This is a genomic window from Nocardioides xinjiangensis (assembly GCF_017916455.1).
GTDB lineage: Bacteria > Actinomycetota > Actinomycetes > Propionibacteriales > Nocardioidaceae > Nocardioides > Nocardioides xinjiangensis.
Window position 1 is genome coordinate 996,567 of the sequence record NZ_JAFMSY010000001.1, and the last position, 25,956, is coordinate 1,022,522.

Here is a 25,956-nt window from a genome sequence, read left to right on the forward strand (position 1 = left end):
GGATGGACGAATCGTGGGGGTTACGTCTTCCGTACGGCGGTGAGCAAACCAGCAGGAGCGGGCTTCCGCCAGCCAGGCGACCCGGCGGTGTGGTGCACCCCTTCGAGGGTAGGCGTCGCCCTGGACGGTGCCCATCCCACGGACTAGGTATCTCGTCCGCGGCCTGTCGAAGCTCGCCTCCAGCGCCGTGGAAAACCCCCACTGTGCAGGCCTTTCGCTCATTTGCGGCATGCCTCTAAACGACGCTCGTCCTAGCCTCGCAGGACGGCCGGCAGAGGTGGTCGTCGATCGGTCCGGAAGGGGAATGAGGATGACAGAGGTGTCGGCGAGTGCCGTCACGTCGGCGCCGTCGTTGACCACCACCATCCCTCGTCCTCGCGAGATCGACGCACCCCTGCCGGCCGCCCAGACCGTGGCGGCACCGACGCCGCTCGCACCGGTCGCGCTCGCCGCACCGGTCGTGCCCGTCCCCGCAGGCACGGGAACCGACCGGCTCGTCGTCTGTGGGTCGTCGGTAAGCCGCCGCCGGGCCGTCGGACCCGCCGTGGCCGTCGACTCGGCCGTCGCGCTCGCCGTCGCCGCAGCGGCGGTCTGGTTCGACGTCCTGCCACTGGAGGTGTCGCTCGCCGCAGCCGCGGTGTGGCCGCTGGCCCTGCTCGCGGCGGGTCACTACCGCCGCGCGTCGCTGGGCGAGAGCGGCTCGAGGCGCGCCCTCCGGAGCCTCGGGCTGGCCGCGAAGGCCTCTGTGGTCGCGCTCGCCTTCTCCCCGTGGGCCTCGGCGCACGAGCCGGTGGGGTTGGCGCAGGTGCTCCTCGCCCTCGGGGCCGCGGCGGCCGTGCACTCCCTGCTCGGCGCACGCCGTCGCCGGTTGCGCGTCGTCCTGGCCGGCCGCCCCCGCGACGTCCGCGAGGCCGTACGCGAGCTTCAGGACGCCGACGGCCACGACGTCGTCGCGGTGTGCCTGACCAGCGCGTCGCGCACGCCGTTCGCGGACGTCCCCGTCCACGTCGGGCTGCACACCTCGGTCGAGGTCGCCGCCCGGCACCAGGCAGACGCCCTGGTCGTGCTGCCCGGCGCTCGGCTGTCCTCCGTTGAGCTGCGCCGCCTGCACTGGAGCCTGGCGGGGCACGGCGTGGAGCTGTGCGTCGGCACCGGCCTGCTCGACCTGGCGCCGACTCGGACCAACGTCTTCTCCACCGGCGGGCTTACCCTCGTCCGGGCGCTCCCACCGTCCCTGCGCGGACCACGACGGTGGGTCAAGGCCGCCGTCGAGCAGACCTTCGCCGCGCTCGGGTTGCTGCTGCTGCTGCCGCTGCTGCTCGCGGTCGGGCTGCTCGTGCGGCTCGACTCGGCGGGGCCGGCGCTCTACCGCCAGCAGCGTGTGGGGCGCGACGGCCGCCTGTTCACGATGTACAAGTTCCGGTCGATGACGACCTCAGCGGACGCCGAGCGCACCGGGCTGCTCGACCGCAACGAGTCCGACGCCGTGCTGTTCAAAATTCAGCACGACCCGCGCATCACCCGGGTCGGCAAGTGGCTGCGCCGCACGAGCATCGACGAGATGCCTCAGCTGTGGAACGTCGTCCGCGGCGAGATGTCGCTCGTCGGCCCGCGGCCCGCCCTGCCGCAAGAGGTCGCGCAGTACGGCGTCGACCCGCAGCGCCGCCTCGTGGTCAAGCCGGGCATGACCGGGCTGTGGCAGGTCTCGGGTCGCTCCGACCTCACCTGGGACCAGTCGGTGCGGCTCGACCTCCGCTACGTCGACAACTGGTCGCTGCGCCTCGACGCCTTGATCCTGGCGCGCACGGTGCGCGCGGTCCTGACCTCTCGCGGGGCGTACTGAACGCCCGCTCGCACCGACCCCTCCCGTCGTGGATCGTGCAGACCAAGAGGGGACCTCGTTCGGATAGGTTGTCGCGCATGCCACCCACCGCCGCCGGCGCGGATGTGTCCCCTCCGGGGGCGGCGGGCCCCGGCGCGCTCCCCGGCAGGAGAGGCTGAGCGTGGCAGCGGACCCGACGGACCCCCTGGCCCTGCGCCTCGAGGCCCGATCGCAGCGCAAGTCGCTCGGGCGGCTCACCCGGTTGCTGCGCTCGAGCTTCGCACTCGTGTGGAAGGCGGGCCCGCGCCCCTTCTCGGCCCTCCTGGTTCTGCAGATGGTCGCCGCAGCGGCGCTCGGCCTGCAGGTGCTCGCGGTTCAGCTGGTCCTCGCCGCCGTGCTCGACGCCGAGGGCGGCTCGGGCTTCGAGAGGGCCGTGGGACCGGTGCTCCTGCTCGCCGGCCTGACCGCACTCACCGCCGTGACCGGCGCGGTGCAGGGCCAGCTGCAACGCCTCCTCGGCGAGATGGTCGCCCGGTCGATGTGGGCCCGCGTGCTGCACGTGGCCACCGGCGTGGACCTGCGCCACTTCGAGTCGCCGGAGTTCTACGACCACCTCAACCGGGTGCAGACCAATGCCGTGACCCGCCCCTACCAGGTCACGCAGGGCCTGCTGTCGATGGGGGGCGCCGCCGCGGCGAGCCTCGGGCTCGGCCTCGCGCTGGCCAACGTCTCCCCCGTGCTGCTGCTGCTCGTCATCGTCGGCGGCGTGCCCTTGCTGCTCACCAGCCGGCGCGAGTCCCGCCTCGAGTTCGGCTTCGCCGTTGCCCAGACTCCCGTGCTGCGCGAGCGGACGTACCTCTCGATCCTCCAGACCGGTCGCGAGGAGGCCAAGGAGGTGCGCGCCTTCGGCCTTGGCGGATGGCTGCACGACCGGTTCGACGCCCTCTACGACGGCTACCTCCGCGACCTGCGGCGCCACACCCTGCGCCGGGCCCTCCTCAGCCTCGTCGGGCAGCTCGGCTCCGCGCTCGTGCTGGGCGGCACGCTGCTGTTCATCGTGTGGCTCATCTCGCGCGGCACCATCGGCGTGGCTGGCGCCGGCGCCGCGATCATCGGCGTGCGGATGCTCGCCACCCAGGTCCAGGCCGTGTTCCGCGGGGTGCAGGTCATCTTCGAGTCCGGCCTCTTCCTCGACGACCTGGACTCCTTCCTCGCGCTCGGCGCGCCCGCGCTGGAACAAGGCGGAGGAGCGAAGGCGCCGACGTCGTTCGAGACGATCCGCGTCGACGACGTCCGGTTCCGCTACCCCGGTGCCGACCTCGACGCCCTGCAGGGAGTGGACCTCGAGCTGCGCGCGGGCGAGATCGTGGCCCTGGTGGGCGAGAACGGGTCGGGCAAGACCACGCTCGCCAAGTTGCTCGCCGGCCTCTACCAGCCCGACGGCGGCCGGATCTGCTGGGACGGTGCCGACATCGGCGACTTTCAGCCGGCGAGCCTCCGTGAGCGGGTGAGCGTCACGTTCCAGGACTTCGTGCGCTACGCCTTCACCGGCACCGAGAACATCGCGGTGGGCCGGGTGGACGCGCCCGCCTCGCCCGAGGCGGTGCGGGCCGCGGCTCGGGCCGCGGGCGCCGACACAGTGCTCGACGCGCTGCCGGCCGGCTTCGACACGGTGCTGTCGCGGCTCTTCACAGGAGGCGTCGACCTGTCAGGCGGCCAGTGGCAGCGCGTGGCCCTGGCGCGGTCGTTCTTCCGCGACGCTCCGCTGGTCATCCTCGACGAGCCGAGCTCGGCCCTCGACCCGCGGGCCGAGCACGCGCTGTTCGCCACGCTGCGCGACGTGCTCGGCGGACGCACGGCCCTGTTCATCTCGCACCGCTTCTCGACCGTGCGAGGAGCCGACCGCATCGTCGTCCTCGACGAAGGCGCCGTCGTCGAGGAGGGCACCCACACCGACCTCATGGCCGCGGGCGGGTTGTACGCCGACCTCTACCGCCTGCAGTCCGACACCGACATCGCCGTCGACAGGATGCCGCGTAGTCCCGGCACCCTCGGGGACTGAGCGCCGCGCGGGCCGGTCGACCGCTCAGTGGTGGCCGACCTCCTCGATCGGAGCGGCCAGCGCCGGCGGCTCGTGCATGTAGGCGGTCGTGCGTCGCTTCTGCTCGATGTCGCGGAAGACCCGCTCGACCTGCTCGGTGGTGAGTCCGGTTGCCTCGGCGACCGACTTCGTCGGCACCCCGTGGTTCAGGGCGTACAGGCACAGGTCCATACGTGGGTAGGGCAGGGAGAAGTAGAATTCCTCCTGCGACTGGGGCAGAGAGTAGGTGTCCGTCGTGGATGGCCGCTCCTGGATCTCCTTCGGCACCCCGAGGTACGCCGCCAGCGCGTAGACCTGCGTCTTGTAGAGGTGCGCGATCGGCTTGACATCGGCCGAGCCGTCACCCAGCTTCACGAAGAAGCCCTGGTCGTACTCCAGCCGGTTCGGCGTGCCCGCGACGACGTAGTTCAGCCGGTCGGCGTGGAAGTACTCCAGCATCTTGCGCGTGCGCTGCTTGAAGTTCGTGGCGGCGACGATCTCGAGGTAGGCGTCCACCGTCAGCCGGTGCGTGCTCCGGGTGCCGTCCGGGGCCTGCACGACCACGGAGTAGAGGCGCAGTGAGTCGGAGTCCACGACGCTCGGCAGCACGATCTTGGACTTGTGGTCGGGGCCGTAGTCGGGGACGACGCGGCGGATGGCGTCGTCGCGCCGCCGGTAGCACCCGGCCGCCTCGAGGATCGGCGAGATGTCCTCGTGCACCGAGTCGATGCCGAGGGCGTCGGTGAGGCTGGTGCTCAGCTCGAGGGTCTCCTCGGCGGACTCGGCCTCGGGCATGTGCAGGCCGAAGACCCGCTCGGAACCGAGCGCGCGCACGCAGAGGGCGGCGACGACGCTCGAGTCGATGCCACCGGACACCGCGACGACCGCACCCTTGCGCTTGTTGCGCACCAGGTAGTCGCGGAGCATCACCGTGACGCGGGCGACCTCGGCCTCCTCGTCGAAGTCCAGGACGTCGGGTCCGAACGCTAGCGCCATGCTGTTCTCCTCTGGGGATCCGCCCGGTCGAAGGCGGTCGTGGGATGGGGCGGGCGGGCCAGGACGCGAGCGCGTCCGTGCCCCAGGAACTGGTCGTGCAGCAGCTGGGCCGAAAGCACGGCGGCGAGCCGCATGCTGTCGGTGTGTGACAGGGCACGGCCGCGCGAGCGCCGTGCCTTCTCCAGGAGGGAGTGGACCACCCCCGGCTTGAAGAGGCCGGCCGCCTCGACGGCCTCGGGCGAGGTCACCTCCGCTACCCAGTCGGGTGCGTCGGCACCGACGAAGCCAGAGGCGTCCGGTGCCCGGTAGGGCTGCTTGGGCCGGGCCACGATCTCCGGGGGAAGGAGGTCTCGGAAAGCGCGCTTGAGCAGGTGCTTCTCGTCGAGTCCGAGCATCTTCTGCCGTGCGGGCAGCTGCCCGGCGAGCTCGAGCACGCCGGCGTCCAGGAACGGGAAGCGTCCCTCGACCGAGTTGCCCATGAGCATCCGGTCGCCCTGCGAGGCGAGGATGTAGCCCGGCAGGAGGGTGGTCATCTCCAACCACTGCGCGCGCGAGAGCCCGTCCCACCCGGCGGCCGCGGCGGGCATCTGCTCGACCAGGCCAACGGCCGCGTCCGGCGCGGCGCCGGACCAGTCCGGGGCCAGCATCGCCTTCAGAGCGGACGTGCTGTCCCACCTCGGCCGGTGCGAGAGCGCCGGGTCCGCCGCGTCGAGGTTGCGCCCGAAGAAGCCGCGCGCGAACGCGGGCGCCTGGTTGGGGTTGCGGCCCAGCCACGGATAGAGCAGCTCGATCGCGCGGGCGCGCTGCGGCGAACCCGGGTCCCGCGCCCAGAACTCGCGCACCTTCGCCTCGCGGAAGATGTCGTAGCCCGCCAGCACCTCGTCTGACCCCTCTCCGGTCACGACCACCTTGTAACCGGACTCGCGCACCAGGCGCGACAGCAGGAACATCGGAGCGGGCGCGGTGCGCAGCAACGGGGTCTCGGCATGCCGCACGACCTCGGGGAACACCTCGCCGATGTCGCGGTGCGAGACGACGACGTCGCTGTGGGTCGTGCCCAGCCTCCGCGCCATGGTCGCCTGGTGCTGACCCTCGTCGTACTCGGTCTCGGCGAAGCGGAGCGAGAAGGTGTGCAGGTCGGCGTCGGTGAACTCCCTGATGATGCCGGCCGTGACCGCTGAGTCGATTCCGCCGGAGAGGTAGGCCCCGACGGGAAAGTCGCTGCGCTCGAAGCGGAGCTTCGTCGCGTGGATGAGACGCTCGCGCAGAGCTGCGGCGTTGTCGTCGAGGCCGGACGACGTTCCGCCGCCGCGAACCGGGAACGACGGCGCCCAGTAGGTCCGCGGCTCCCCAACCACCCCGTCACGGCACACCACGTAGGTGCCTGGCAGGACCTGGGAGACGCCGGCGAACACGGTGCGGGGGGCGACGGTCGACCAGAAGGTGAGCACCTGGTCCAGGCCGACCGGGTCGAAGGCGCGCTCGACCTGGGGGTCGGCGAAGAGCGCCTTGACCTCGGAGGCGAAGAGCAGCCGGTCGCCCACCGACGCGTGATAGAGCGGTCGGACGCCGAGCCGGTCGCGGCACAGCACCAGCTCGGAGGTACGCCGGTCCCAGATCGCGAGCGCCCACTGGCCGTTGAACCGCTCGAAGCAGCCCGGTCCCCACTCCTCCCACGCGTGCACGATGACCTCGGTGTCGCTGTGGGTCCGGAAGTCGTGGCCGCGGTCCAGCAGCTGGGCGCGTAGCTCGACGTAGTTGAAGATCTCCCCGTTGAAGGTGACCCACACGTCCTCGCGCTCGCCGCACATCGGCTGCACCCCGAGCGCCGGGTCGATGATCGCCAGGCGGGTGTGGCCGAGGGCCACCGTCTCGTCGCGGTAGTAGCCGCTGCCGTCCGGGCCGCGGTGGCTGAGCGCCGTCATCATCCGCAGCAGCGTGTCGGTGTCCGGGACGGCCGTGGGCGCCTGGATCCCTGCGATGCCGCACATCAGGGACCAGCCACCAGCCGACGTACCGTCCGCTCGAGCGCGGCCGGGGGAACCAGGTGCGCGGCGTCGAGCAGGTCGGCGGGGACCGTGACGCCCAGGGCCTCCTCGAGGTGCACCGCGATCGCGACGGCCGCCAGCTCGGCGTCGCCCGGCGCGACCGGCACCTCGGCGAGCTCGCCGAGCACCTGGTCGATCGTCGTTGCGTCCACGTTCAGCATCGTGCACCCAGCTCTCGGTCGGCGTCCTCGGTTCGGCGATGTCCCCGGACGTCGTCGAGCGCGTCGTCGAGCGCGGTCAGGAGGCGGGTCGCGAGATGGGGCTCGAACGGCGGGCCCCACGGGACGTCGGCGACGAAGACCGGGACGCGCGCCGCGAGGTCGGTCACCTGCGCGAACTGGCCGGCCAGCATGCGCTGGTCGCGGATCCCGAGGATCCGTGGGAAGGACAGCAGACTCAGCGCCGCCGCGGCCGGCGGCACGCGCGTGAGCGCGAGCCCCGAGCCGTGGCGGTCGGGCCGCGGGATCAGCAGCGCGGCCAGGGGGAGGTCATCGTCGGTGGCCGCGGGCACGCTGAGCGCCCGCCGCTCGTCGGCCGTCGGGCGGTGCGAGCCCCCCTCCGCGAAGGCGTCGGCCAGTCCGGACGCCGAGGCGCGCAGCCGCAGCTCGGTGGCCCCGAGAGCGCACCGGGGGTCCCCCGTCGTGTCACCGGCCACCTGCAGGACGTCGTCGGTGACGAGCAGGGCGCCGTCGCGGCACATGAGGGTGGCCAGGGTGGTCTTGCCCATGCCAGAGGACCCGACGAACCCGATCGCTCGGCCCCCGACGTCGACCGCGCTGGCGTGCAGGACCAGGTCGCCGCGAAGCATCAGCAAGTAGGACAGGACCGTTCCGCCGACCAGCACCCCGCCCATCGACTCGGGCACCCCCTCGACCATGTGCACGGTGATCCGGTCGGTCCCCTCGGCGATCACGACGTCGCACGTCGACTCGAACCGGAGCAGGTGGCTGCCGTCCCGCCGACGTACGAAGCTCGCGGTCAACCCAGAACCGGTCGTCCACTGCGCCGAGAGCTCCCCCTCGGGGACCACGCGCGTGGCGGGCACGCTCTCCCCCACGCGGACGGTGACGGGAAGCGCGGTCGCGGTCCGCGGCCGTCGGGCACAGAGGTCGATCTCGGAGACGATGTCGAGGCCGTAGAGCCGGCACTCGAAGCGCGCGGCTTCCTCCGCGGTGCGACTCATCACCGCACGCTCTCGAAGGGTGCGAAGTCGACCGAGCCCGGGTCCAGGCTGAGGCCGCCGATCTCGAGCCAGGCGTGGGCCTTGACCTCGCCGTCGTGGCTGGCCACGCCGATGCGCAGCACCGGGTCGAGGTCGCGAACCAGGAACCCGCCGACGAGGGCGACCCGCAGGCAGCTGTCACCGAACGGCCAGTGCTCGAGGGCACGCCGGGTGGCGGCGAGCCTGCGCCGCGCCCGGTGCGGAACCACGACGACGCCGGGGGTTCGGGGATCGCGCCGGGCTGCGGTGTCCAGCGGGACGCCGAGCAGGCGGGACAGGCGCGGCAGGCGGAGCGACCGCAGGCCCACCTCGACCACGGCGGCCAGGACGAAGGCGACTGCGGTCCGGACTAGGTCTGCCGGGCCGACGCCGTGGACGGACAGCCGCGCGGTCACCGGGCACCGTCCTGGTGCGCGGGGGTCGCGGCCAGCCACGCGGCGTGCAGGAGCGGGGTCGCGATCGCGGAGGGGAAGTCCGAGAGCCACTCCGCGCGGAGGACCTCCACGTCGACGAGCTCGGGATCCAGCCCCGAGCCGTCCCACTGCTCGGCGAAGGCCCTCGTCGCCTGGCCCATGAAAGCGCGGTTGAAGTAGGCCTTGCTCCTCCGGGACAGGATTGCCTCCGGGAGGACGTCGGCGAACAGCGAGCGCATCGCGTCCGTGCGCGAGGCGTAGCCCCACGTACCCGCGGCACGGGCGAGGGTGCGCACGAAGCGCGGCTCGAGCAGCGGCTCGTGGAGCACCAGGCCGTGGTCGGCGGCGAGCACCGCGTAGTTGTGCGACGCCATGGCCGCTGCGCGGCGCGTCACCAGCCACTGCAGCGACCGGGCCGTCGACAGCGGCTCGGTGGTGAGGTCCGCGGCCAGCAGGCGGTGGTGCTGCTCCCGCGCCTCCGGGCGCAGCCAGGGCTGCCAGTCGGCAGCGTCGAGCCGCGCGCGCTCACGCGAGCAGCGGAAGGCACGAGGGGCGAGGGCGGAGCCGGCCGAGCGCAGGTCCGCCGGCCGCAGCCGACGTACTCCGCGTCGCCACAGCCGGCTGACCTGGGCCCCGCGCCGCCGGCCGAGGACCTCGTCGCCACCCTCGCCGGTGAGGTAGGAGCCCGTGCCGCCCAGCCGGCGCAGGACCGCGGGCTTGGAGTGCAGTGCGACCGGCCAGAGGAGCCCGCGCGAGCGAAGGGACTCCTGCGCCTCCGCGCCCACCAGGTCGTTGCCGTCGGGGAACTCCAGTCGCACCCACTCGCGCAGCCGGAGGTGCGACATCACGAGCTCCTGCCACTCCGACTCGTCGGACTCCGGGACGCCGGGGTAGATCTCGGTGACCGGGACGGGCTCGGGCAGGCCGTGGCGACGCGCAAGGTGGGTGGCGACGGCGAGGACGGCGGACGAGTCGCGGCCCCCAGAAAAGGCCACGAAGCACGGGGCCTGGCGGAGCGCGGTCAGCACGACCGCCTCGAACGCTCCGCGCGGCGAGTCCGCGAGCGAGGCGTCGCGATCGCGGACGGCGGAGAGCCCGTGCACCCAGCTCGTGGCCACCTCGAACGACGTGGGCCGCCAGTAGTCGGCGGCGAGGAGTGAGGTCATCGCGTCAGCTCGACGTCGACTTCGTCCCGACCATGTCGTGCTCGCAGGTCCGAGCGCGACGGACTGGGGACCGGCCGGGCCGGCCCCCAGTCCTCGTGGCCGTCAGGAGCCGAAGCCGCCTCCGTTGCCGCCCCCGTGTCCGCCACCGTTGCCGGTGAACGGACCGCCGATCGGGATCCACTGGTTGTTGTCATGGCCGCGCTGGAAGATGTTGCCCTGGGTCAGCTCGGCGACCGTCCCCACCTTCGTGATGCTCGGTGACTCGTATGCCTCCACTTGTCATGCCCCCATTCCCTCGGTGATGTGGCTCCGAAGATAGGTGCGGCGCTCGGCTCGGACGACGCGTCCCAGGTGGAATGACCAATTGGGGGTATGGGCTGCTCGGCGCGTGAGGAACGTGTCGCCGCGCGGGCTCAGACCAGCAGGTCCTGCTCCCGCAGCGCCGTCAGGAAGGCGTCGGTGTCCGCCGCGGCCTGGTCGTCGCCGAGCTCGAACTGGCGGGCCAGGGCGTCCACGAGCGACTCGCGGTCCTGGTCGTCCCGGAGCAGCTCGAGCAGGAAGGTCCCGGTCCGGTTGACCGCGAAGTACGTCGAGCCGGCGAGGTCGAGCAGCACCGTCTCGCCGTCGATCTCCCGCAGCACCAGGTCGTGGTCGCGCAGCCTCATGTGTCCCCCTGTGCGTCCGGCGTGGATGATGAAGCGTAGACGGGCGCGTGTCCGGCGCGGCCGGGATCGCGCGAACCGCCCTCGGCGATGACCGTCGCCAGGACCCGGCCGCCCGTGCGGCAGGTGGAGACGTGGAGCCGCTGGACCCCTGCGGCCACGGCTGCCGCGGCGACGTCGCCCCGTAGCGTGAGGCGCCAGGCGGGCTCCCGCCCGAGCACCTCGATGTCGCGCCACCGCATCATGTCCGCAAAGTGGGCGCCCACCGCCTTGTAGGCGGCTTCCTTCACCGCGAAGCGCAGCGCCGCCGCCGTCCCGGGGCGGCTGTGCGCCAGGCACTCCCGCGCCTCGGCCTCGGTGTACCAGTGGGCCCACACCCGGTTGCTCCCACGCCCGACCAGCCGCTCGAAGCGCCGGGCGTCGGCCACGTCGACGCCCACACCTACTACGCCTGCCACCCCGACCACGCCAGCCGCGGACGACCCGAGGTTAGGCAAGGGCGTCGGCGAGCACGGCGACGAACGCTGACGCCGCGACCTCGGCGCCGTCCGGGTTCAGGTGACCCGGGTCGGAGGCGTACGCCTGCTCCATGGCGTAGTAGTGCTCGCCATCGCGCTCGTAGCTGACGCGCGCGCCGGAGGCATCCGTGGACTGGATCGCCGCGATGTCGAACAGCGTCCCGGGCTCGGTGTACTCGGCGCGCATCAGCGCGTTGAACCGCTCGCGGACGACGTTGTGCTCAGGACCGAGGGTGTCGCCCCGGCCGAGCGCGGCCTTCACCTTGCCCAGCGGACCGCGTTCGGTGGTCAGCGGCGACGTCGCAGCGACGAAGGAGGTGCCGGGGTAGTCCCGCGACAGCCCGGCCAGGGTGTCGCGGTAGGCAGTGAACACCTCCTCGACGTCGACCCGGCCCTCCCGGAAGTCGACGTAGCAGAGCTTGACGATGGCGACGTCGACGGCGTCGGCCATCCCGTCGCGCATGATCCGGTCGAACTCCGCGATCTTCTCGAGCGGATGTCCGTTCTCGCCGATGGGGGTGTGCACGATGGCAGGCTCCAGAGGCGCCTCGCGCGACTCGACGACTTTGGGCGCCGCCACCCCCCGCTCCTCGTAGAGGCGAGGCAGGGCGTCGAGGATGTTGTAGCCGACGGACTTGTGGCCGAAGAAGACCCGGTGCCCGGCGACATCCTCGAGGTCGGCTGACGTGGCGTCGGGTGTCTCGAACGGGTCGCCCTCCGCGGGGTCGGCCCAGAGGACCGCCCCGAGTCCGAGCGCGGCCAGCAGCCCCAGGGCGCCGACGGCGGCGACGAGTGCCTTAAGCATGGTGTCCTCCCAGTTCGACGAGCTCTGCGCCGGCGGGCGGCGCCTCCGCGGCCACGCGCGCCCAGGCGCGCAGCTCGGTCTTGACGACCTTGCCGTTCTGGTTCAGCGGCAGGTGGTCGAGGATCCGGACCTCGTGCGGCACGAGGTGCTTGGCGAGTCGCGCGCGCAGGTGCGCCTCGATCTCCCCGACGCCGAGGACGGCGCCGGGGCGCAGGGTGGCGAAGAGCACGACCGCTTCGCCCGCGTCGGGGTCGGGGCGGCCGACAGCCGCCGCCTGCGCCACCGCGCCGACCTCCAGGGCCGCGTCCTCCACCTCGTGGCTGGAGACCCGGTATCCCCAGGACTTGATGAAGTCGTCGCGCCGGTCGACCACGTAGAGGAAGCCGTCCTCGTCGATGCGGCCGAAGTCGCCTGTCAGCAGCTCGCCGTCGACGTACCTGCCGGCCGTGCCCTCCGCGTCCTCCCAGTAACCCTGGGTGACGTTGGCGCCGCGGGCCCGGATCTCGCCCACGGCGCCGGGCACGACGTCGGCCCCGCACTCGTCGGCGATCCGCAACGACACTCCCGGGATCGCCCGGCCGACCGAGCCTGCCTTGGCGGCGAGCATCTCGGGCGGGAGGTACGCCAGCCGCGCGGTGGCCTCCGTCTGGCCGTACATCACGAACAGCCGGGCGTGCGGCTGGGCGGCGGCGATCCTCTCTACCTGCGCGCTCGGTAGTCGCCCACCGGCCTGCTGCAGGTGGCGCAGCGAGGGCAGCTGGCGCGACTCGAACGAGCTCGCCCGCAGGAGCTGCTGGTAGGACGACGGCACGCCGGCGAACCCGGTGCACCCGTCGTCGTCGATCGCCTCGACGATGGTCTCGGGGAAGGCTTGGGTCTCGCAGATGCGCAGGCTCGCGCCGACCGCGAGGTGCGTGTGCAGCAGCGAGGCGCCGAAGCAGTAGGAGAACGGCAGCACCACGAGCATGCGGTCGTCGCGTCGGAGACCGAGGTAGTCCACGATCGAGGCGGTGTTGGCTAGCACGTTGTCGTGACCGACCATGACCGCGCGTGGGCGGCTCGTCGTGCCCGAGGTGAAGACCAGCACGGCGGACGCAGCCGGTGGACGCGCGTCCGGGAGCGCGCAGGCGGCGCCGCTGGCGAGCAGCTCCCGCACCCCGGTGCTGGCGGCCGCGCGCTCGGACGCCGTCGTCACCGCGGGGAGCCGCCGCGACGAGATCTCGTCGATGAGCAGGCCCGCGCACCCGACGTGGGCCATCTTGCTGCGGATGTCGTCGGCCGTCAGCACGGGCGCCAGCGGCACGGCCGTGTGGCCGGCGCGCATGATCGCGAGGTAGCTGGCAACCCAGGACGCGGAGTTGCCTCCGACCAGCGCGATCCGTGAGCCCAGAGGCAGGTCCCAGTCCAGCAGGAGCTGGGTCTGGTGCCCCACCGCGCGGCGCAGGTCGGCGTAGGTGTGACGGCCGGCGGCGTCCACCAGGGCGACGTCGCCGGGGCGTCCTCGGGACAGCAGGACCTCGCTCGCGTTGGCAACCTGCCGATCCATCAGCCCCCCCTGTACAGCGTCGCCTTCTGGCGTCATCCTTACGCCAGCCTAGGCGGGCCGACGGTCGGCAGTCATCGCTGAAATGGGGGTTGCGGAGATGGATCAGCAGCACGAGCAGGACGTTCTGGACCAGGGTGTTCTAGACCAGGTGCGGACCTTCATCGTCACGAATTTCCTGTTCGGCGACGACTCGAGGTTGCCGGGCACGAGCGACTCCCTGCTGGAGTCCGGCTTGGTGGACTCGACCGGCGTCCTGGAGATCGTGGACTTCCTCGAGACCGACATGGGCGTGACCGTCGCTGACGACGAGACACTGCCCAGCAACCTCGACAGCATCGAGAACCTGACCCGGTTCGTCGCCCGCAAGCGGTCCGCCGCCGCGGTCGGCTGAGCATGACCGCAGTCACCCGCGTGCGATCGCGGCTGCGGGGGCTGGCGCGGCGCGTGGCGGGACCGGCACCCGGTCAGCTCCCCTCGGCCACGCGACTCGACGAACGGGCCGACCTCCGGCAGTACGACATCGGGCGCTACTCGTGGGGGCACCTCACGGTGTCCAGCCGCGGCCCAGGCACCATGCTGACCGTGGGGCAGTTCTGCTCCTTCGCCTACGGGACGCACATCGTCCTCGGCGGCGAGCACCGCGCCGACTTCGTCTCGACCTACCGGTTCCCGGCGTACCCACCCTTCAACGAGACCCACCGCCACCTGGCGGAGGACACGTCGGTCACCCGGGGCGCGGTCGTCATCGGCAACGACGTGTGGCTCGGGCACCAGACGCTCGTCCTTTCCGGCGTGACGATCGGCGACGGGGCGATCATCGGCGCCGGCAGCGTGGTGCGGCACGACATCCCGCCCTATGCCATCGTGGCCGGCAACCCGGCGCGTGTCGCGGGGTTCCGGTTCCCGCCCGAGCAGATCGCCGCACTGCTGGAGCTGAAGTGGTGGGACTGGCCGGTCGATCGCATCGGCAGGCACCTCGGCACGTTGCTGAGCGACGACGTGGCCGGCTTCGTGGCAGCCGCGACGCAGGACCCCGTGCACACCGGCGGCTCCAGCGGCTGAGATACCCCAGTCAGGGGATTCGGCGCCTCCTTTCCCACCCTAGCGTCGCGGGTGGTGCCTGCGCGTGTCGTCGCGACCGGCGTCACTCACACCTAGGGGATGCCGTGCGCACTGTCTCGTCCACGTACTCGTCCGGGCGCGTGCGCCGTCTGCCGCTGCTCGCCGCCTGCCTCGTGGTGGCGTCCGTCTGCGCGGCCGTCGTGCCGGCGTCCGGCGCGCCCGGGGACCCTAGGACCATCATCGGCTGGGGTCGCAACACCTGGGGCGAGGCCGACGTGCCGCTCGGAATGGCGCACGTGAAGCAGGTGTCGGCCACCGCGCACAGCATGGTGCTGCTGGAGGACGGCACAGTCCGCTCCTGGGGTCACGACCGCTACGGCGAGGCCACCGTGCCGCCGGGGCTCGCCGACGTCACGCAGATCGCCGCCGGCGGCTTCCACAGCCTCGCCCTCACGCGCGACGGAGCGCTGGTCGCGTGGGGGCAGAACGACGTCGGGCAGACCGACGTCCCGCCCGGCCTCCACGACATCGCCTCCATCTCCGGGGGGCGCTACCACAGCCTCGTGCTCCACGGCGACGGGACAGTGACAGGGTGGGGCGGCGACGCCGACGGCCAGTCCACCGTCCCCGCAGGCCTGCACGACGTCGTCGCCGTCGACGCCGGCGGCTACCACAGCCTCGCCCTGCGCAGCGACGGCACGGTCGTGGCGTGGGGCGACGACACGTACGGCCAGTCGGCCGTCCCCGCGGGCCTGCACGACGTCGTCGCCGTCGCGGCGGGGTGGAACCACAGCCTCGCCCTCAGGAGCGACGGCACCCTCGCCGCGTGGGGAAGCAACGAGCACGGCCAGGCGACCGTTCCCGCCGGGCTTCCGCCGGTCGCGAGCATCACGGCCGGCGCAATGCACACCCTCGTCGCGCTGCGGGACGGCACGGTCGCCACGTGGGGCGACAGCGCCTACGGCGTGACCACCGTGCCGCCGGGCATCACGGGAGTCACTCAGGTCTCGGCCAAGGCGATGCACAGCATGGTGCTCGCCGACGACCCGCCGCCGACCCAGGTCACGGGACTCCTGGCCTCGGTCGTGACGAACGCCAAGGTGACCCTGAACTGGGCCTACCCGGCCACCGACACCGACCACGACGTCGCGCGCATCATCGTCCGAGGCGCGCCCGGAGCGGTCCCACCCGCCACCGTGGCCGACGGCGTTGAGGTCCCCACCGGTCGACCGATGCAGCAGTACGCCACCCACGTCAACGACCTCGCGGTCGGTGAGCGCTACTCGTACTCGGTCTTCACCCAGGACGCGGCGGGCAACGTCGGCGCCGCGGCCAGCATCACGGTGCCGACGAGCTTCCCCGCGCCGGTGACGCAGGCCGCTCACACGGTCGACAGCCCGAGCAGCGTCACGCTGACGTGGACCAACCCCGACAACGACCAGCTCAAGAGGATCATCGTGCGCCGCGCCGCTGGCACGACACCGCCCGCCACGGCGGCGAGCGGCAGCAACGTGACCCTCGCCGCGCCGGTGACGCAGACCGTCACCAACACCGGCCTGAGCCCGGGCACGACGTACAGCTGGTCGATCTTCGCCCAGGACCGGATCGGCAACATCAGTCCTCTCGGCAGCGGCAGCACGGTGACCGCGAACCTCAGCGGCGCCGTGCAGCCCCCCGCAGGAGGCGCCACGGCGAGCCCGGTGACCAACCTGCAGGCGCCCATCGTCACGAACGCGAAGGTCAACCTCACCTGGCAGTACCCGTCGGGCACCGTGCGCGTCGTCGTGCGCGGCGCCCCGGGCACGACGCCCCCGGCCACCGTCACAGCGGGCGTCGAGGTGCCGACCGGGCGTCCGGTCACCACGAGCGCCACGGACGTCACTGGCCTCGAGGTCGGGCAGCGCTACTCCTACTCCGTCTTCACCCAGGACGCAGCCGGCCGCACGAGCGTGCCGGTGAGCATCACAGTGCCGGTCACCATGCCGGCGCCCGTCACGCAGGCGGTGGCCACCGTCGACGGACCCACCAGCGTGACGCTCACGTGGACCAACCCGGTCAACGACCAGCTCAAGACGATCATCGTGCGCCGCGCCGTCGGCGCCACGCCACCGGCGACGCACACCAGCGGTACGACCGTGAGGCTCCCCGCAGCGCTAGCGCAGGGCGTCACCGACAGCGGACTGACCGCGAACACGACCTACAGCTACTCGATCTTCGCCCAGGACCGCGTGGGCAACATCAGTCCGCTCGGCGCCGGGAGCGTCGTGACCACCAGGACCGGCTGAGCCGGGCGCGCGTACGTCCGGCGGCCGGAGTCTCGAGGGAACAGATGTCACCCAGACCGATGACCGCGCCCAGCCGACGAGGTGTCCTCGTCGCACTCGCCGCCGCCGCGGCGTGCGGTGCGTCGGCGTGCAGCGGCGACCGCGCCGCCGGCGCGCGCGAGCGGCGTCCCAGCGCGTCCGCGCCGGTCGACGGCCGGATGGTCGAGCTGCACGTCGACGGGCCGACGCTGCGACCCACGGTCGAGCTGGCGCCGGGCAACGACGCGATCTCCGGGGCGGAGATCGCCTGGGTCGACCTCGACACCGGGGCAACGCTCGGCACCGGACCGGCACCCACGCTGTCCGTGGGCGACGTCAAGAGGGTCGGCCTGCAGGTGACCGGCTCCGACGGAGCACCGGCCTTCGACCAGGTGCTGACGCTCAACCTCGGCTTCAACCGCGGCGACGACTACGGCCGGCTGTCGCTGCCTGCGACCTACGAGCACGACCCCCAACCGGTGACGGCGATCACCGGCCTGTCGCTGCTCTCCGAGCTCGTCCGGTTCTGCGCCGGTCGCACGCCCCTGTCCGGCCGCCTAGACCTCAGCGGGCTGTCACGGCTCGAGCACGTCGAGTGCTACCGCACCGAGATCGACGCCGTCGACCTCAGCGGGTGCTCGGCACTGCTGCGGTTGGTGGTCGAGGACTCCCGGCTGACCGAGCTCGACCTCCGCCCCGTCCGCCGTACGCTCCAGGACTTGCGCGCCGCGATCATGCGCTCCGACGGCCTGACCTTCGCGCCGCTCGACGGACCGATGGAGGCGCTCTACCACTACTGCGTCCGCGAGCAGCCGGTCCACGGCTCGATCCCGCACAGCCAGCTCCCGGTCGTGGAGGAGTACTGGGTGTGGGCGACCGGGCAGCGGACGTGCGACGCGCCCACCTCGGCTGCCCTCACCTCCTACCTCGCGCGGGAGAACCCGCTCGACCAGCAGTCCGTCGACGCCGTGCTAGTCGCGCTCGACACGCTTGTGGCCGACGACGACGGCCGCGTCGACGTGGGTGGTCGTACTCCGGACGGCGTGCCGGCGGCCACGCCCTCCGCCGCAGGTTCAGCCGCCGCGGCCGCACTGAGCGCCAGGGGCTGGGGGGTGTCCACGAACTAGCGGAGCGCCGGGGGGCCTGCCGTGCTGGCCCATGCCTCGTGGATTCGGCCTCGGGCACTCGCCATGACCGGTGGGGCCACGTAGCGGTCGGAGGGGTCCCCGAGCTGCAGGGGCCGGGACGGGGTGGCTCCGTCCAAGCGCCACAGCGCCCCCGCCGCGCCCACGAAGATGCTCATCACGCCGACCCAGGTCGGGAAGCCGAACGCGTCGAAGGTCCCCGCGCTCAAGACCGCGGCTGGCATGGTGACCGCCAGGGCCTGGGCGAGGTGGCGCGTCTCCTGGTCCTGGCCCCGCACGCGCACGCTTCGCGCGATGCCGTAGGGGGCCCCGAAGTAGAGCAGCGTCATGACGACGCCGAACAGCCCGCCCGCGAGCAAGATCCCGAACCATTGGTTGTCCAGCAGGATGTACTGCTCCGGGATGATCATCCCCGCTCCCCGGCCGAACCAAGGACGACTGCTCCACAGCTCCAGCACGTAGTCGGTGCGTGCGATCCGGTCCTGCACGCTCGGATCGTTGCCCGCGTTGGTGAACAGCGAGCGGATGGTTCCGAGCACCCCGGGATTGATCACGCGGAACGCCGCGAGGGCCACGATGCCGACGACGAACGCGTTGTAGCGGTGCCGCCACGGCCAGATCACGGACAGCAGGAGGAACGTGACGGCCACGGTGAGGATGGCGGACCGGGAGATCGAGAGCGGGATCGCGAAGGCGATCGCCGAGGCCTGCAACCACTGCCATCGTCGCGCCCGCCCCGGCGCGGCGAAGTAGGCGTAGTGCAGGGCGATCGGCAGGACGAGCGCCAGGACGACGCCGAACTCGATGTAGTGGCTCGCCGTCCCGGCCACCCGGGCCAGGGCCGTGTCACCTCGCGTGCCTACCACGATGAGGCTGTTGTTGAGGCGCAGCCCGGGGATGCGGATGAGCTGCGCGATGTCGACGAGCCGGAAGAACTGCAGCGTCCCCACCAGGGCCATCAGCGCCGACATGCTGACAACCAGCCGTAGCACCCGGTCCAGGTCGGCCCGCGTCCGCATCCCGTCCGCGACGGTCAGGGTGATCCCTGCCATCGCGAAGATGAGGATCAACCACCGGTCCGCCGCACTTGCCTCGATGGCTGAAGGGAACCGGTCAAACCCGATGACGTACCCCACCAACTGCGTGGCCACGAACAGGCCCACGACCCAGCGCACGGGTTGGCGGCCAGCCGGGAGTTGGTGTGCGCGGACTGCGGAGAGCAACCACAGGAACAGCAGCAGGATGCCCACGGCGACCGACGGGCGCCCCGCGGCCCCCATGCCACTGATGACGAGGCGAGCAGGAATGAGGAACTGCAGGACCAGGAACGCCGCCAGGAGGGCGAACGTCGTGATCCTGCGCGGCCGCAGGAGGACCGGCAGCCGCTCCCGGGCAGCCACCATGACGACGCGCGGGACCCTGAGTAACGACGGTCGCCACTCGTCCGATCCCGCGGCTGGGACCGTCCAGCGACCGCTCATCGCGCGTCGCTGGCCGCCATGCTGCGCGGCTGACCAGCCGAGCGGCCCTGCCCCTCGGGGTCGCTGCCGTGCGGCGAACGCTCGGGCTTCGACCTGCGCAACCGGGGGGCGTCGGCGTCAGCATCAGCGGATGGCGGCGTCGCAGCTGCGACGGCCGCATGGGTCGGACGCTGGTCGCTGGGAACGTCGACGGCGTGGTCGGCCGCCTGCCTCTCGGACGCGCCCTTTACCGGGTCCTTCGCCGGGCCTCTGGCCGAGTCCTTCGACGAGTGTCTCGAAGGGTCGTGGCCACGATCCGACTCATGCCGCCGCCGACGGCGGCGCCGCAGCAGCCCGACCACGTCGTCGAAGAACACGGCAATCGCCAACGACAGTGCACCTCCGAGGACACCGACGACCGCCATGTTGCGGAGCTTGCCGTCGGTCACTGCAGCCGAGACCGACGGGGCCTGCAGCACGTCGATGCTGTACTGCTGGCTCAACCGGATGCCGGCCGCGTTCTGCCGGTCGCGGAGCTCCTTGGCCGCCTGCTCGAAGACGGCGACGCCCGTCTCGATGCCTGCCTCCGGCGTGTCGCTGCGGACCTGGAAGTTCATGACGGTGCTCCGCGACTGCGGCGCCACCTCGTAGGACGCGACGAGGCCCTGGTCGGCGATCGCCTGCCGGACCTCCGGGCTGTTCAGCACGATGCCCACCGCGGCGTTCGCCTCGGCCGGCCCCCCGTAGGGGTTCGGCACATCCGGCACGTCCCGCCCCGGCACCAGCATGGTCGCACCGGTCACGTCGTACTCCGGCTGCACTCCGCGCCCCGCCGTCAGCACCAGCAGCACCGTCACACCGAGCAGCGGCAGCAGCACGTACCACCGGCGCAGCGCGGCCACCGTGATCCGCCAGACATCCATCAGTCGACCCCCCACATGTCACGAGAACCTTCTCCCGGGGGGCGGCAGCGACGCCTCCCCAAATTGGGGCATATCCCCCGTCGAGGCGCGGACGGCCACGTGGTCGTCGCGCACCGTTCTGACGGACTCCCCACGGCGGGAGTTGGTGAGGCGTGACCAGACGCCGGAGCTGGGGGTGGAGTGCGATGGGTATCGCAGCGGGGGCGGCGCGCCAGGAGGCGCCGGAGGAGCCGGCGCGGTTCGTCCTGGCCGGCGCTCCGATCGGCAACGGCAACCGCGGCGTCGAGGCGCTGGGCCGGTCGGTCGTCGACGCGGTGCAGCGCGACGCCCCGCTTGCACACCTGACGATCCTGGACGACGAGTGGGGCATCCGAGCTGAGACGAGCGGACGCTACGACCGCATCTCCGTCGAGCTCGCCGGTGTCCGGCGCTCCCGGCGTTGGCACCGGCCCGAGTCCTGGGCTCACATCCGCTTCGCGCAGGCCGTCTCGACCCGGCTCAACCCCGTGGCGCAGCGGTTCGCGGAGGCCGACGTCGTCCTCGACGTCAGCGCTGGCGACAGCTTCACCGACCTCTACGGGACGGCGCGTCTGCACGCCGTCTGCGCGCCCAAGGCCGCAGCCGTGCGGGGCGGGCGACCCCTCGTGCTGCTCCCCCAGACCTACGGACCGTTCCGGTCCTCAGAGGCACGCGCCCTCGCCGGGCGGTTGATCAGGGCGGCCACCGTCGCCTACGCCCGGGACCCGTGGAGCCATGCACAGCTGCTGGAGCTCGCCGGACCCGACGCCGACCCGACTCGTCTGCGCGACGGGGTCGACGTCGCCTTCGCGCTCGAGCCGCGCCGTCCCGCTGACCGCCTCGCCAGCGAGCTGGAGGAGCTCGCCGGCGAGGACACTGCCGGCGTCAACGTGAGCGGCCTACTGCAGGGCCCCGAGGCGCACGCGCGGTTCGGGCTGGCCGGTGACTACTTCGAGACCGCGATCCTCTTGGTGCGTCAGCTCGTCGGAGCCGGGGCTCGCGTCGTGCTCGTCCCGCACGTCCACGGCCACGGCGGTGAGGGCGAAAGCGACATCCACGCCATCCACCGGGTCCTCGACGCCCTGACCGACGCCGAGCGTGATCGGACCTGCGTGCTGCCTCCCGAGCTGGACGCCTCCGAGCTCAAGTGGTGCATCGCGACACTCGACTGGTTCGTGGGCAGCCGCATGCACGCGACGATAGCGGCGCTGTCGACGACCACGCCGGCGGCCGCCTATGCCTACAGCGACAAGACGCGGGGCGTTTTCGAGACCTGCGGCCTCGGTGACCAGGTGGTCGACGCGCGCGCGTGCTACGGGCACGAGGCGGTCGAGAGGCTGGTGGCCGGCTGGCACGACCGGGCACACAGCCGTGCCGTCCTCGCCGACCGGGGCGCGGCCACGGTCGAGCGCTCCCGCACCCAGCTGCAGGAGGTCCTGCAGCTGGGTGCCCGAGCGCTCCCGCCGGCTCGGAGGGTCCGGGTGCATGAGTAAGCACGATCTCGACTCCATCGAGGGCATCGTCGATGCCCGACTGTGCACCGGCTGCGGCGCGTGCGCGTACCTGCATCGCGACCGACTCCGGATGGCCGATGTGCCGGGCGTCGGTCGCCGGCCGCTGCCCATTGTCGGGATCACGACGCGCACCACGGGCGAAGGCGTCGACGCCTGTCCTGGAAGGGCGCTGAGCCACCCGCCCGGGCTGCTCGACGACGCCCCCTTCCGGGGTGAGTGGGGCCCGATCCTCGGGCTCTACGAGTGCTGGTCCACCGACAGCGACCTGCGGCACCGCGGATCGTCGGGTGGGGTGGTCAGCGCCCTGGCCGCTCACGCGGTCGACGCCGGCTTCGCCGTGGGTGCGCTCCAAGTGCGAGCGTCGCGCACCGACCCCCTCCGCAATGAGACGGTGCTCAACCGCACCTGCGAGGACATCGTGGCGGCGGCCGGCTCCCGCTACGCTCCGGCCAGCCCGTGCGAGCGCCTCGACCTGGTGGAGGAGGCCGAGGGCCCATGCGTCGTCGTCGGGAAACCGTGCGACGTCGCGGCCGCACGACGGGCCGCGGCGGCGCGGCCCCGCCTCGAGGAGAGGGTGGCGGTGACCCTGGGGATCTTCTGCGCGGGTACCCCGTCCACGGAGGCGACGGTGGAGGCCATCGAGCGGCTCGGTGTCGACCCGGCGGAGGTGACTCGCGTCGACTACCGAGGCGAGGGATGGCCCGGGGAGTTCCGGGTGGAGACCACGGCGGGCGACCGCGCCTCGATGAGCTACGCCGAGGCGTGGGGCGGCCTGACCAAGAAGCGCCAGTGGCGATGTCTGGTGTGCCCGGACCACACCGGCGAGTTCGCCGACCTCTCCGTCGGGGACCCGTGGTACCGCCCGGTGCGCGACGGCGAGGCAGGCCGCTCGCTCGTCGTCCTGAGGACCGAGCGCGGCCGGGACCTCCTCGAGTCGGCGTTCGCGCACGGGGCCCTCGACGGGGTCGAGCTGCCACTCGAGCGGCTGACGGAATCGCAGCCGAGCCTGGGGGCGACCCGGGGGGCGGTGTGGGGCCGGCGGCTGGCAATGCTTGCCATGCGCATGCCCGCGCCCCGCTACCGCGGGATGCCGGCGTTCCGTCTCTGGTGGCGGCTGCCGGCGCGCGCCAAGGCGGGGTCGACCCTCGGGACCGCCCGCCGGATCGTCGTGCGCGACCTGCGTCGGCCCGAGCTCGAGTCGAGCGAGGTGGGCTGAGGTGGCGCCGCGTGCCGACATCGTGATGATCACCTACCGCAGCGCCGGCTACGTGCACCTGTCCCTGCCGCGACTGCTCGAGACACTTGGGCCGGACGATCGGGTGTGGCTCTGGCACAACGGTGACGACGAGGCGACCATCGAGGCCGTCCGGCCCTTCCGGAAGGACGACAGGGTCGCCCGCTACCACCACAGCCGGGACAACGTCAGGCTGAGAGAGCCCACGAACTGGCTGTGGGACGGCTCCGACGCACGCTTTGTCTCCAAGGTCGACGACGACTGTTTGGTGGCATCGGGCTGGCTCGACACGTTCACCGCAGCCCACGACGCCAACCCGCAATTCGGGGCGATCGGCAGCTGGCGCCATCCGGAGGAGGACCTCCGCCCCGAGCTCGCGCGTCACAAGATCCAGTCGTTCGCCGGCGGTCACTCGCTCCTGCGAAACCTCTGGGTCCAGGGCAGCGGGTACCTGTTGCCCCGCAGTCTCGTGCAGGCCCACGGACCCCTGCGGCCCAACGAGTCGTTCACCGCCTACTGCATCCGGCTGGCCCGGGCCGGGGCGGTCAACGGGTTCTATCACCCGTTCGTGCCCGAGGACCACATGGACGACCCGCGCTCGCCCCACACGTTGATTCGGGAAGATGCCGACCTGGCGGACCGCATGCCTCTCTCAGCGAGGGCCAACGGTGTGACCACGGTCGACCAGTGGGTGGCGCAGCTGCGGCAGAGCGCACTCGTGCTGCAGACTGCCTCGCTCGATCCTTGCGCGTACGCCGGCTGGCGGCGACGTTGGTCGGGCGTGCGCCGCCGGGCGCGCTCGATCGCCGGACGGCCCGCACGATGGTGACCGTCGTAGGGGCACCCGCGGGACTGGTCCGCGACACTGATGGGGCCGACGTCGTCGTCGCGGTCGTCACCTACAACAGCTCCCGTGTCATCGGAGCGCTGCTCGCGGCGCTGCCTGCGGCACTGGCGTCCGTGCGCCGCTGCCTCGTCGTCGTCGCCGACAACGACTCGGCGGACGGCACGCCCGACCTAGTCCGGGCGTCCGCACCGTGGGTCCGGGTGATCAATGCCGGTCACAACGCCGGCTACGCTGGCGGCATCAACCTTGCGCTCCGTCGGTACCCGGCGGCGCGGGCGGCGTACGTCCTGAACCCGGACGCAGTCCCGTCCCCGGGAAGCGTGTCGACCTTGCTCGATGTGGTCTCGCGCGACCCGTCGATCGGCATCGCCGTGCCGCTGATGCTAGCGTCCGACGGGACACTGTGCTGGTCCCTGCGTCGCGAACCGAGCGTCCCCCGGGCGTTGGGAGAGGCGCTGCTCGGGGGGCGCCGGGCCGGACGTGTCGCCCTGCTGGGCGAGACCGTGCGCGACGCGACCCGCTACCGCGACGGAGCCGTGGCCGACTGGGCCACGGGGGCGGCGATGATGGTCACCCGGGCCGCCATCAACGCCGTCGGCGAGTGGGACGAGCGCTTCTTCCTGTACTCGGAGGAGACCGACTACTGCCTGCGCGTACGTGACGCCGGCTACCGTCTGCAGCTCGTCGAGGCTGCGCAGGTCGTCCACCAGGGAGGGGACCAGGCGACGTCGGCCGACCTCTGGGCCCTCGCCGCGGTGAATCGCACCCGGCTCTACCGCAAGCGCCACTCGCGTCCCGCCAGCGCGGCGTACTGGGCGGCCGTGCTCCTCAACGAGGCCATGCGAGCGCGCGCCGGAGAATCGCGGCACCGGACGGCCGTGCGCGCACTGCTGGGGGCCGGACCCGACCAGAGGAGCGCCCGGGCGACCCCCGCCATCTTGTCGGGCAGCACGCTCGAGGGCGGTGCACGACCGTCTCCTGCATCGGGTCCCCCGGGCGTGGGCACGTGAGGATTCTCTACAGCTTCCCTCACCAGGTCGGCGTTCCCGGCATCGGCACGACCGCGCTGAACCAGGTGCTCGCTTTGTCGGAAACCGGTGCTGACGTCACCCTCGTCTGCACCTCCCTCCACGCCGCCCTGCCCCCAGCGGTGCGCGTGCATGAGACGCTTCGACTGCGGGGCCGGCGGGTGCCGCACCGGGCGTTCGGGTCGCCCCTGCGTGCGCGGAACTTCCACGACGCGGCCGCCGCCCGCTTCCTCCGCACGGGCGGGGAGGCGTTCGACGTGGTGCACACGTGGCCACAAGGTGGCCTCCGCACAATGCGCGCGGCTCGCATGCACGGCGTCCTCGCCTCGCGCGAGGTGCCGAACACGCACACCGCCAACGCCTTCGAGGAAGCCGCGCGGGAGGCGGCGACGGTGGGCGTCGGCCTGCCAAGGGGGCACTCCCACCGGCCCGACGCTCACCGGCTTCGCCTGGAGACCGACGAGTACGACGCGGCTGACCTGCTGATGGTCCCGTCGGCGCACGTCGCCCGAACGTTCCGCGACCGCGGCACGAGCGTGGAAAAGCTCCGACGGCACCAGTACGGCTACGACCCGTCCCGCTTCCACACCGTGGGCAGGACCGAGACTCCGGCACGGCCGTTCACCGCGGTCTTCGTGGGTCGCGCCGAGCCGCGGAAAGGTCTGCATTACGCCCTGCAGGCCTGGTCCGCCGCCCGCCCGCCCGCCGGGGCGAGGTTCCTGGTCGCCGGCGGGTTCGCCGACGGCTACCGCGAACGCCTCGAGCGCCACCTCGGTCGCGACAGCGTCGAGGCTCTGGGATTCGTGGACGACGTACCTGGACTGCTGCGGCGCAGCGACGTGCTGCTGCTGCCCTCTGTCGAGGAGGGCAGCGCACTGGTGACCTACGAGGCGCAGGCATCAGGCTGCATACCCTTGGTGTCGACCGCGACCGGCGCCCTCCTGCCGCCCGGCCTGAGGGACCTGGTGCACGAGCCTCGCTCCGTCGGCACGCTCACCGACCACCTCGCGCGGGTGATGCACGGTGAGACCGAGCGCCGCGAGCTGCGTGAGGAGTGCGTCACCTGGTCCGCCGAGCTGACCTGGCGTCACGCTGCACGGCGAATGGTCGACATCTACCGAGCCGAGCTCGTCGGCAGCTGAGT

Annotated in this window: 24 protein-coding genes; 11 read left to right on the plus strand and 13 right to left on the minus strand. The window is 72.3% G+C overall.

Translation table 11 applies throughout. The features are described 5' to 3' along the window. Positions 1-319 precede the first annotated feature (319 nt). Both J3P38_RS04755 and J3P38_RS04760 read left to right on the plus strand, forming a co-directional pair. Complete coding sequence (locus J3P38_RS04755) at positions 320-1,843, plus strand: exopolysaccharide biosynthesis polyprenyl glycosylphosphotransferase (protein WP_210502833.1); 1,524 nt, start codon at positions 320-322, stop codon at positions 1,841-1,843. Between the two features lie 160 nt (positions 1,844-2,003). After that, positions 2,004-3,884 carry an ABC transporter ATP-binding protein gene (locus J3P38_RS04760; protein WP_210502834.1) on the plus strand — a complete coding sequence of 627 codons (1,881 nt, stop codon included), beginning with the start codon at positions 2,004-2,006 and terminating at the stop codon, positions 3,882-3,884. 24 nt (positions 3,885-3,908) lie between these two features. Here J3P38_RS04760 and nadE read toward each other — a convergent pair whose 3' ends face one another. From nadE to J3P38_RS04815, 11 genes are all read right to left on the minus strand, one after another. Next, positions 3,909-4,898 carry an NAD(+) synthase gene (gene nadE, locus J3P38_RS04765; RefSeq protein ID WP_210438690.1) on the minus strand — a complete coding sequence of 330 codons (990 nt, stop codon included), beginning with the start codon at positions 4,896-4,898 and terminating at the stop codon, positions 3,909-3,911. Continuing rightward, complete coding sequence (gene asnB, locus J3P38_RS04770) at positions 4,889-6,889, minus strand: asparagine synthase (glutamine-hydrolyzing) (RefSeq protein ID WP_210438691.1); 2,001 nt, start codon at positions 6,887-6,889, stop codon at positions 4,889-4,891. Before asnB ends, nadE begins: the two co-directional genes overlap by 10 nt. Continuing rightward, the gene (locus tag J3P38_RS04775) at positions 6,889-7,098 is read right to left on the minus strand and encodes a hypothetical protein (RefSeq protein ID WP_210438692.1); all 210 of its coding nucleotides are present in this window, start codon (positions 7,096-7,098) and stop codon (positions 6,889-6,891) included. Before J3P38_RS04775 ends, asnB begins: the two co-directional genes overlap by 1 nt. 2 nt (positions 7,099-7,100) lie before the next feature. After that, a complete protein-coding gene (locus J3P38_RS04780; RefSeq protein WP_210502835.1) occupies positions 7,101-8,129 on the minus strand; it encodes a phosphoenolpyruvate carboxykinase (ATP) in 1,029 nt (342 codons plus the stop codon). Then, positions 8,129-8,563, minus strand: coding sequence for a lasso peptide biosynthesis B2 protein (locus J3P38_RS04785; protein ID WP_210438694.1), 435 nt, complete (start codon positions 8,561-8,563; stop codon positions 8,129-8,131). Before J3P38_RS04785 ends, J3P38_RS04780 begins: the two co-directional genes overlap by 1 nt. Then, positions 8,560-9,747: an asparagine synthase-related protein gene (locus J3P38_RS04790; protein ID WP_210438695.1), complete on the minus strand. Its 1,188-nt coding sequence runs from the start codon at positions 9,745-9,747 to the stop codon at positions 8,560-8,562. The genes J3P38_RS04785 and J3P38_RS04790 overlap by 4 nt, the downstream gene beginning before the upstream one ends. Positions 9,748-9,849: 102 nt before the next feature. After that, positions 9,850-10,023, minus strand: a complete 174-nt coding sequence (locus J3P38_RS04795; RefSeq protein ID WP_374222507.1) for a lasso RiPP family leader peptide-containing protein — start codon at positions 10,021-10,023, stop codon at positions 9,850-9,852. Between the two features lie 137 nt (positions 10,024-10,160). After that, on the minus strand, positions 10,161-10,412 hold the full coding sequence (locus J3P38_RS04800) for a PqqD family protein (protein ID WP_210438697.1): 252 nt from the start codon (positions 10,410-10,412) through the stop codon (positions 10,161-10,163). After that, entirely contained in the window at positions 10,409-10,867 is a 459-nt protein-coding gene (locus tag J3P38_RS04805; RefSeq protein WP_210502836.1) for a holo-ACP synthase, read from the minus strand. The genes J3P38_RS04800 and J3P38_RS04805 overlap by 4 nt, the downstream gene beginning before the upstream one ends. Before the next feature lie 31 nt (positions 10,868-10,898). Beyond that, a complete protein-coding gene (locus J3P38_RS04810) occupies positions 10,899-11,732 on the minus strand; it encodes a hypothetical protein (RefSeq protein ID WP_210438699.1) in 834 nt (277 codons plus the stop codon). Continuing rightward, complete coding sequence (locus J3P38_RS04815; protein ID WP_246855627.1) at positions 11,725-13,278, minus strand: class I adenylate-forming enzyme family protein; 1,554 nt, start codon at positions 13,276-13,278, stop codon at positions 11,725-11,727. Before J3P38_RS04815 ends, J3P38_RS04810 begins: the two co-directional genes overlap by 8 nt. A gap of 97 nt (positions 13,279-13,375) precedes the next feature. Here J3P38_RS04815 and J3P38_RS04820 point away from each other — a divergent pair, with 97 nt between their 5' ends. The 4 genes from J3P38_RS04820 to J3P38_RS04835 all read left to right on the plus strand — a co-directional run bounded on the left by J3P38_RS04820 (position 13,376) and on the right by J3P38_RS04835 (position 17,770). After that, positions 13,376-13,669, plus strand: coding sequence for an acyl carrier protein (locus J3P38_RS04820; RefSeq protein ID WP_210438700.1), 294 nt, complete (start codon positions 13,376-13,378; stop codon positions 13,667-13,669). A gap of 2 nt (positions 13,670-13,671) precedes the next feature. Then, on the plus strand, positions 13,672-14,340 hold the full coding sequence (locus tag J3P38_RS04825; protein WP_210502837.1) for a CatB-related O-acetyltransferase: 669 nt from the start codon (positions 13,672-13,674) through the stop codon (positions 14,338-14,340). 104 nt (positions 14,341-14,444) lie between these two features. Beyond that, on the plus strand, positions 14,445-16,625 hold the full coding sequence (locus J3P38_RS04830) for a fibronectin type III domain-containing protein (RefSeq protein WP_307807717.1): 2,181 nt from the start codon (positions 14,445-14,447) through the stop codon (positions 16,623-16,625). A gap of 59 nt (positions 16,626-16,684) precedes the next feature. Then, positions 16,685-17,770, plus strand: coding sequence for a hypothetical protein (locus J3P38_RS04835; RefSeq protein ID WP_210438702.1), 1,086 nt, complete (start codon positions 16,685-16,687; stop codon positions 17,768-17,770). Here the strand turns inward: J3P38_RS04835 and J3P38_RS04840 are convergent. Both J3P38_RS04840 and J3P38_RS04845 read right to left on the minus strand, forming a co-directional pair. Next, complete coding sequence (locus tag J3P38_RS04840) at positions 17,767-19,038, minus strand: O-antigen ligase family protein (protein ID WP_210502838.1); 1,272 nt, start codon at positions 19,036-19,038, stop codon at positions 17,767-17,769. The genes J3P38_RS04835 and J3P38_RS04840 overlap by 4 nt on opposite strands. Before the next feature lie 227 nt (positions 19,039-19,265). After that, entirely contained in the window at positions 19,266-20,150 is an 885-nt protein-coding gene (locus J3P38_RS04845) for a YveK family protein (protein ID WP_210502839.1), read from the minus strand. 206 nt (positions 20,151-20,356) lie between these two features. Between J3P38_RS04845 and J3P38_RS04850 the strand changes: the two genes are divergently transcribed. Genes J3P38_RS04850 through J3P38_RS04870 form a run of 5 tightly spaced genes read left to right on the plus strand, consistent with a single transcriptional unit; the run spans position 20,357 to position 25,954 of the window. After that, complete coding sequence (locus J3P38_RS04850; RefSeq protein ID WP_210438705.1) at positions 20,357-21,682, plus strand: polysaccharide pyruvyl transferase family protein; 1,326 nt, start codon at positions 20,357-20,359, stop codon at positions 21,680-21,682. Next, on the plus strand, positions 21,675-22,919 hold the full coding sequence (locus J3P38_RS04855) for a Coenzyme F420 hydrogenase/dehydrogenase, beta subunit C-terminal domain (protein ID WP_210438706.1): 1,245 nt from the start codon (positions 21,675-21,677) through the stop codon (positions 22,917-22,919). Before J3P38_RS04850 ends, J3P38_RS04855 begins: the two co-directional genes overlap by 8 nt. A 1-nt stretch (position 22,920) precedes the next feature. Beyond that, entirely contained in the window at positions 22,921-23,766 is an 846-nt protein-coding gene (locus J3P38_RS04860) for a glycosyltransferase (RefSeq protein ID WP_307807719.1), read from the plus strand. Continuing rightward, on the plus strand, positions 23,760-24,794 hold the full coding sequence (locus J3P38_RS04865) for a glycosyltransferase family 2 protein (RefSeq protein WP_210502840.1): 1,035 nt from the start codon (positions 23,760-23,762) through the stop codon (positions 24,792-24,794). The genes J3P38_RS04860 and J3P38_RS04865 overlap by 7 nt, the downstream gene beginning before the upstream one ends. Then, a complete protein-coding gene (locus J3P38_RS04870) occupies positions 24,791-25,954 on the plus strand; it encodes a glycosyltransferase family 4 protein (RefSeq protein WP_210438708.1) in 1,164 nt (387 codons plus the stop codon). The genes J3P38_RS04865 and J3P38_RS04870 overlap by 4 nt, the downstream gene beginning before the upstream one ends. Positions 25,955-25,956 lie beyond the last annotated feature (2 nt).